The organism is Desulfocicer niacini, assembly GCF_054657595.1.
Genome location: NZ_BAAHYK010000058.1, coordinates 21,720 through 28,225, shown reverse-complemented (window position 1 = coordinate 28,225; position 6,506 = coordinate 21,720). Strand labels below are relative to the sequence as shown.

5 protein-coding genes are annotated in these 6,506 nt (G+C 46.6%); 3 read left to right on the top strand and 2 right to left on the bottom strand.

The window, feature by feature from the left end; translation table 11 throughout:
- Together ACYQ2M_RS21985 and ACYQ2M_RS21980 are read right to left on the bottom strand one after the other, a co-directional pair.
- Nucleotides 1-219 (bottom strand): 4Fe-4S dicluster domain-containing protein (locus tag ACYQ2M_RS21985; RefSeq protein ID WP_459918542.1); only part of this gene is annotated, 219 nt, incomplete at its 3' end.
- Nucleotides 219-2,828, bottom strand: a complete 2,610-nt coding sequence (locus tag ACYQ2M_RS21980) for a molybdopterin-dependent oxidoreductase (protein ID WP_459918541.1) — start codon at nucleotides 2,826-2,828, stop codon at nucleotides 219-221. The genes ACYQ2M_RS21985 and ACYQ2M_RS21980, both read right to left, overlap by 1 nt.
- 755 nt (nucleotides 2,829-3,583) lie before the next feature.
- On the opposite strand from ACYQ2M_RS21980, the gene ACYQ2M_RS21975 reads away from it, so the two are divergent.
- The 3 genes from ACYQ2M_RS21975 to ACYQ2M_RS21965 all read left to right on the top strand — a co-directional run bounded on the left by ACYQ2M_RS21975 (nucleotide 3,584) and on the right by ACYQ2M_RS21965 (nucleotide 6,485).
- Complete coding sequence (locus tag ACYQ2M_RS21975) at nucleotides 3,584-4,597, top strand: TRAP transporter substrate-binding protein (RefSeq protein ID WP_459918540.1); 1,014 nt, start codon at nucleotides 3,584-3,586, stop codon at nucleotides 4,595-4,597.
- A gap of 128 nt (nucleotides 4,598-4,725) precedes the next feature.
- Entirely contained in the window at nucleotides 4,726-5,175 is a 450-nt protein-coding gene (locus ACYQ2M_RS21970) for a TRAP transporter small permease (RefSeq protein WP_459918539.1), read from the top strand.
- Nucleotides 5,172-6,485, top strand: a complete 1,314-nt coding sequence (locus tag ACYQ2M_RS21965; protein ID WP_459918538.1) for a TRAP transporter large permease — start codon at nucleotides 5,172-5,174, stop codon at nucleotides 6,483-6,485. Before ACYQ2M_RS21970 ends, ACYQ2M_RS21965 begins: the two co-directional genes overlap by 4 nt.
- Nucleotides 6,486-6,506: the final 21 nt, after the last annotated feature.

Sequence of the window (6,506 nt, the reverse complement as noted above, 5' to 3'; positions counted from 1 at the left end):
AGCATCATCACAATGCTGACACATCTTAGGTATATAAGTAACCTTTACCTTGGGCACCTGGCCCCGCACCAGCTCGGTTATGCCAATCCAGAATTGACCGGTATCCGGCTGGGGTTTGGCATAGGGGGTCCAGTCATTGGCCACATGTTCGTCCTTGCAGGCAATCTGGCAGCAGTAACACCCATTACAAATCGATAAATCCAGAAAAAAAGCTTTCATTATTTTTTACCTCCCACAACCCATGCATCAAATCTCAAACCTGCATCGGGATCATATTCTCTTTCAAATGCCTCGGGATGATCCTTTTTCCACTGATCCATCTCTTTTCCCGTCACCCGTTGCACATCTATCAGATAGCCCTGAACCACATTGCCCACACAGTTCTTTGATGTGATGGGGCTAGGTGAGATGGTATTAATGGCACCCCCCCTTTCAATTTCACCTGTTTTCAAGGGATCATGACGGGCGCCATGGTCAATGGAAACAACACCGGGACGAATCCGCTCCGTCACATAGGCACCGGCAAGAACGATCCCGCGTTCATTGAAGATTTTAACAATATCGCCGTTTTTAATTCCGCGTTTCTCCGCTTCGGAAGTATGCATCCACACCGGCTCATATTTATAGCCGTCATATCCAAGTACCTTGCAGGTGGGAGCTTCTCTGGTCCAGGTGATATCATCGCACTGGGCATGCACCCGCCATCTACCATGGTTGGACATCAACAGCATGGGGAACATCTTGGCCCTGTGGCTGGACATTCTTTCATCATGGCTTTCACTTTTTTCAATCCATTTGGGAATGGGTGGGCGCTCCACATCATCGGGAAATGCTTTTTCAAGACTCTCTGAGTAAAACTCCAGTTTGCCCGTGGGCGTTCCCAGGGGAGACTTATCGGGATCATCGTAAAATTTTCTGAACCCCGGGGTATCTTCTTCCCAATCCTCTGCGGTATTGTATATCCAGTATTTCTTCTCTGAAAGCTGTTCCCAGGTGACCAGTTTTTCACCGCCCATGTATTCCCACACCTTTTTTTGCATGTCGGCAATGGTTTTATTGTCGGTGAGGGCTTCTTCCATATCAAACTGCTTACCGATCTCCACCACGATCTCAAAATCGCTCTTTGATTCCCCGATGGGCTCAATGGCTTTATCGGCGATCATGATGTTGGGCTGCTGAGTTCCCTGGCGGATATTGGTCAAAATATCATCCACCTCCATGAAGGTGTTGGCGGGCAAAATAATGTCGGCATACAGACAGTCATTTTCCAGCCAGGGATGCTGGGCCACTATACATTCAATCTGTGAACTCTGCATGGCAAGTTCCGTTTCATTGCCATAATTCCAGCAGGTGATGCGACAGGGGGTATCTGTCCAGATCATGTGAATATCCACCCCACCCTTTTCTTTTTCAATGGGATAGGTATATTCGTTGAACTGATCCGCCACCAGGGCGTTCTGGGCTCCGGTACCCCGAAAAGTAATGGGGCCATCCCGATTAATGGCATGCTGTATCAAGGTTTTGGGAATCACCTGTTCCTGCCAGGCCGTTACCGATGAAAAAACCGGAATGGAGAGGCGCTCTTCGATTTCCGGATTCCAGAAAAAGGTGCCGCCCAGACCTTCTGCCCGGGGCATGCCGAAATAGGTCAGCTGATGCTGGTGCACACCAGGACCGCCAAGGCCCTGCATGCCTAAAAGCACGCACTCCAGGCGTGCCGGTTCATGGGCAAAGGCCCCCCGGATCATGCCGCCGCCAAAGTAATGGGCGATGGATGTGGTTTTGTCAGCGAATTCCCTGGCAAGGGCCTTAATGGTCCATTCCGGGACACCACATTTTTTGGAAGCCCAGGCAGGGGTTTTGGGAACCCCATCCTCTTCTCCCATGACATAGGCCTCTATCTTGTCCATACCAACGGCATGGGTGGCCACATATTCTTTGTCATAGGCGTCTTCTTTGATCCACATGTAAATAATGGCCAGCTGCAGCGCCGCATCGGTGTTGGGAAGCACCGGGATCCACTTATCGGCGTGGACGGCGGCACCATAATTGAGGTCCGGACAGATATAAACCTGTTTAATGTTGGCCTCTGTCCAGAAATAGCAAAGTCTGCTGGCAAACTGCCCGGTGAATCCCCAGGGGGTTGTTTCAGGATCACATCCCCAGAAAAGTACCATGTCCGCATGCTCAGTGGTATCTTTGACGATATTGGCCGCCGGATACATGATACCCTGTGCACCCTGACCCCAGACATGTTTGGCTCCCCAGTACCAGCCTTCCCATGAGTCTGGATTACGCACCTGGAGGGTAAAGCCACCAAGGTTGTCCAGCAGAACGCCTGCATGACCATGGGGGGTATTTATGGTCTTGCATTCACCATGACCATCTCCCTGGAGCAGAACAGCATTGTGTCCATAGGTTTTATGAACACGCCTAATTTCGTCGGCCACAATTTTTGAGGCTTCATCCCATGAAATGCGCACATATTTACTTTTACCACGATTCTGGGGATTACGATCCCCATTGGGGTCCCAGTCAACTCGCTTCAGTGGGTATTTAATTCTATTGGGTGAATAAACTCGTTTTTTATATGCCAGAGAAAAGGGCCCGGGAAGAGATTTCCAGGACGGTTTGATGCTCTTGCCGTTCCGTTTCATCTCCCACTGTCGAACATCTTTTTGTTCATATTTCCAGCCATATTGCATGGGACGAACGCGTACAATTTTACCATCCTTCACATCCACCATGCCCTCAGCGCCGCCGCCAAAATATCCGCCGAGCCCAAGGGATCGTAAAACTGTCTTGTCTTTCGTTTTTATGGGTTCCATTGAAAATTGCCTCCTCATTATTGACCGTGTACTGTCTGGTTCAAGCATTCATTACTGAATATCACGAATCATTCATAATTTTAAGTAGTTAGAGATTGATTCCAGTCTAAAAGAATAACTACTAACCCTCTACAACACAACGAATGACAGCAGAAATTCAGAAAAACAGCGGCTTGTTCCAACACTTGACATAACTTATAACGCGTTAAATTTTTATGTAATATTACATGCAATAAAATCCATGTCAACTTCTTTTTATGTAATGGCAAGGTTTTATAAGGATTGACCACTACATCTGCCACTCATTATGATGACTGCTCAATGTCACGCCCAATACTCTTTTATAGCCCTTTTTGCTATCTGTTCCCACTGAACACGGTTTAATCTCCATTATTTTTTACTTGACATCCAATAATATTACGAATAATTATAAAATCTACTTAGATGCGGTTCGTATGAAGTATACTCAACAGGGCATCATACCACAACATATCCCGGCCGAATGTCAAAGACTTGACATCCCCAGATATTGCCCAAAAAAGGAACCAAAGCGTTGATCTAGGCATAAAAATTACATGAAATATTACATTTAGATACTGAATTGTTCAAGACAAGGTTGAATTGTTTTATCCGCAAAGCAACCCATTTGATCCACATCAAAATGGGCTGCTTTGCTTTTCTCTAACCCGGGGAAACGGGCAGCAGACAAAAAAACTGACCCAGAATACCCAAATAGAACAACGGGAGGTTTACACATGCAGGCAAAAAAACTTATTACTTTTCTGTCATTGGCAATTATTCCGCTCCTCATGCTGGGGGGCACCAGCCCGGTTCATGCAAAAACCATAAAGTTGACCTATGCCAGTTTTTTCCCACCGTTTCACGGACAGTCCCAGCTTGCTGAATCCTGGTGCAAAGAAGTGGAAAAACGCACCAAAGGTGATATCTCCATTGACTTTTACCCGGGCAGTACTCTGGCCAAGGCTCCCCAGACATACGACGCCGTTGAACAGGGCATGGCTGACATCGGCATGACGGTACTTGCCTACTCCAGGGGTAGATTTCCCGTATTGGGCGCAGTTGATCTTCCCATGGGATATCCCAACGGCGTAACCGCCACCAAGGTTGCCAATGCTGTACTTGAAAAATTCGATCCAAAAGAGTTTCATGACACCAAAGTAATGTACCTGCATGCCCATGGTCCCGGATATATACATACCATAAAAGAACCGGTTCATACCCTTGAAGATTTAAAAGGCAAAAAAATCAGATCCACCGGCATGAGCACCATTCTGGTCAAAGCCCTTGGGGCATCCCCTGTGGCCCAAAGTATGCGGGATGCCTACCAGAGCCTTCAAAAGGGCGTTGTGGACGGTTGTGCCCATCCCATGGAAGCCAATAAAGGCTGGAAGCTTGGAGAAGTTGTGGATTATTGTATTGCGGAAAATTCCGTAGCTTATACCACAGCCATGATTGTTACAATGAACAAAAACAAATGGGCTGCCATTTCCCCTGAAAATCAAAAAATTATTCTGGATATCAATAAAGAATGGGCCGGAAAACATGGACAGGCCTGGGACGATATTGACGCAGAAGGAAAAGCCTTTTTCCTTGAAAAAGGCCATGAAATCATTACCCTTTCAGCTGAGGAATCTGCAAGATGGAAGGCAGCCGTTCGTCCTGAACTCTTCAACTATGCGAAAAAACTTGACGAAAAAGGCATTAAAGGAACAGAGGTGGTTAAATTCATAATTGAAAGCTTGAAATAAAAATAATTAATACCCTGGAAAATCAACATAATAAGAAAAACCGAATCGTTTACGGCTCGGTTTTTCTTAAGGTTTAAAGGCTCCTTATGAAATCATTCTGGTCGCTCCTGGATAAGCTTCAGGAAAAAATGAAAATGCTTGGTGCCATCTGCCTGATGGGGATGTGTTCGGTGACCTGTGCCGACGTATTTCTGAGGGGGGCATTTAATATGCCCATCTATGGTTCCGAAGAAATTGTAACCATTTTCGCAACGCTCACCATTGCCTTATCGCTTCCATATTCACACATCAAGGACGTGCACATCGGTGTTGAAATACTGGTGAGGTTGCTGTCAAAAAACGTACAGGGCATTATTCGTGTTATCACACAGTTTTTTGCTCTGATACTAATGGCAATTATCACCTGGCGCATGTCTTTTTATGCCAGCACCATGTCGGAATCAGGGGTTCTATCCATGAACCTGGAACTGCCCATGTATTATCTTGTTCATGTCCTCTCCTTCTGCTTTTTAATTTTCTCATTCATGATATTAAAAGATATCATTACATTTTTCAAAGGAGTGAAAGAAAAGATATGAGCCCCACCACAATTGGTATTATCGGCATTCTGATCATGCTGGCCATATTCATGACAAAAATGCCTGTGGCCTATGTGATGACCCTGGTTGGATTTGTTGGTTTTGGGATTCTCATATCATTTCCGGCAGCTCTAGCCCTTTTACCCCGCAATTTCTACGATTCATTTTCTTCCTACGAGCTGACCACCATTCCGCTTTTTGTTCTCATGGGTCAATTGGCATTCAACGGCGGTATCAGCAGAAAACTGTACAACACCGCATACAGCTTTCTGGGAAATATCAAGGGGGGGCTGGCCATGGCAACGGTGTCCACCTGCACGGCTTTTGGTGCAGTATGTGGATCAAGCCCAGCCACTGCAGCCACCATGGCAACAGTGGGTATGCCGGAAATGAAACGATTTGGATATGCAGACTCCCTGTCCGCAGGTTCCGTTGCCTCGGGGGGGGGGCTTGGGATGATCATGCCCCCCAGTGTGGTATTGATCATTTACGGAATCCTCACCGAGCAATCCATTGGTGCCTTGTTTGTATCAGGGATTCTACCAGCATTTCTCATGACCTTTTTGTTTATTGTCTGCGTTTACATAACCTGCAGAATTGACCCGAAACAGGGTCCCAGGGGAGAGAAATTCACACTGGCGCAAAAGATAAAATCGCTCTTGGGGCTTGCAGATACCCTGGCGGTTTTCGCGTTGGTCATGAGTGGCCTCTTTTACGGTTTTTTCACCCCAACAGAATCAGCTGCAGTGGGAGTTTTCGGTGTCTTGCTCGTATCCATCATCCGGCGGCAACTCACCTGGAAGGCCTTTGTGAAGTCTCTGTACGAGACCCTCCAGACATCCACCATGATTCTTTTTCTCATCGCAGGTGCCGTGGTTTTCGGAAAATTTCTCGCAGTCACCCGCATTCCCTTTGAAGTGGCCACCTGGGTCAGCGGTCTGGATCTTCCCTCTTTTCTCATCATGGGAATTATTATTGCTATCTACTTCATCGGTGGATGCTTCATGGATTCCCTGGGCCTGATCATGTTGACCATCCCTATCTTTTATCCCATTGTTACTAATCTTGGATATGATCCCATCTGGTTTGGGGTCATTATAGTGTTGGTAACGGAAATGGGGGTAATCACCCCCCCTGTGGGCATAAATGTCTATGTTGTTTACGGCGTTTCAAGGGGAGTGGTGGGAGATATCTCCCTGGAAGATATTTTCAGGGGAATCGTGCCCTTTCTTGCGGCCACTGTGGTGGGTATCATCATTTTGATGATTTTTCCACGCATCATTTTATTTTTACCTAAGCTTATGTATTAAAGATACTCGAGCCCCACTACC

Excerpts from the sequence above, each read along its gene's own strand:
- ACYQ2M_RS21975 (WP_459918540.1), top strand. The coding sequence starts at position 3,584 with ATGCAGGCAAAAAAACTTATTACTTTTCTGTCATTGGCAATTATTCCG.
- ACYQ2M_RS21970 (WP_459918539.1), top strand. The coding sequence starts at position 4,726 with ATGAAAATGCTTGGTGCCATCTGCCTGATGGGGATGTGTTCGGTGACC.
- ACYQ2M_RS21965 (WP_459918538.1), top strand. The coding sequence starts at position 5,172 with ATGAGCCCCACCACAATTGGTATTATCGGCATTCTGATCATGCTGGCC.
- ACYQ2M_RS21980 (WP_459918541.1), bottom strand. The coding sequence starts at position 2,828 with ATGGAACCCATAAAAACGAAAGACAAGACAGTTTTACGATCCCTTGGG.